At 61.8% G+C, this 400-nt stretch carries 1 protein-coding gene; it reads right to left on the bottom strand.

The annotated features are described in order from the left end of the window. The coding region (locus tag EN893_RS37845) for a hypothetical protein (protein ID WP_164901584.1) at positions 1-282 on the bottom strand (282 nt) is incomplete at its 3' end. Positions 283-400 lie beyond the last annotated feature (118 nt).

Here is a 400-nt window from a genome sequence, read left to right as displayed (position 1 = left end):
GAACTGGTTGGCGCGGCTGTCCAGTTCCCGATAGGTCCAGACACGCCCGTCCGAGATCACCGCCGGCAGCGCTGCAAACATGTCGGCGAGCTGTTCGAAGACGGTGTCGAGCCGCTCGCCGGGCAGGCCTTGCCGGGCAAAGTCGGCGCCCGTCAGGATTTGCCCGCGCCTGGCTGTCGCGGGGGCCGTTCTTATCGGCGCGTCGACACTTGCCAGGCCGCTTTCCAGCCCCGATCGTTCCGCGTCCAGTTCGGCGATGTCGACACCGTGATCCATTTCCATACTTTCCCGTCCAGGCCGGGCATCGCCCGGCACGGCCATTTTTCCAGTTGTTGTGGGATGCTTATGCCATCCGATCTTTTCGGCAGTTTTTCCGAACTGTTGAATATTGTTTCTGAAC

Origin of the sequence: Mesorhizobium sp. M7A.F.Ca.CA.004.04.2.1, from assembly GCF_004022825.1 — a bacterium.
In the GTDB taxonomy this organism is placed as follows: domain Bacteria; phylum Pseudomonadota; class Alphaproteobacteria; order Rhizobiales; family Rhizobiaceae; genus Mesorhizobium.
Note: the sequence above shows the minus strand (reverse complement) of the source record. Positions and strands in the feature narration are given on the sequence as shown.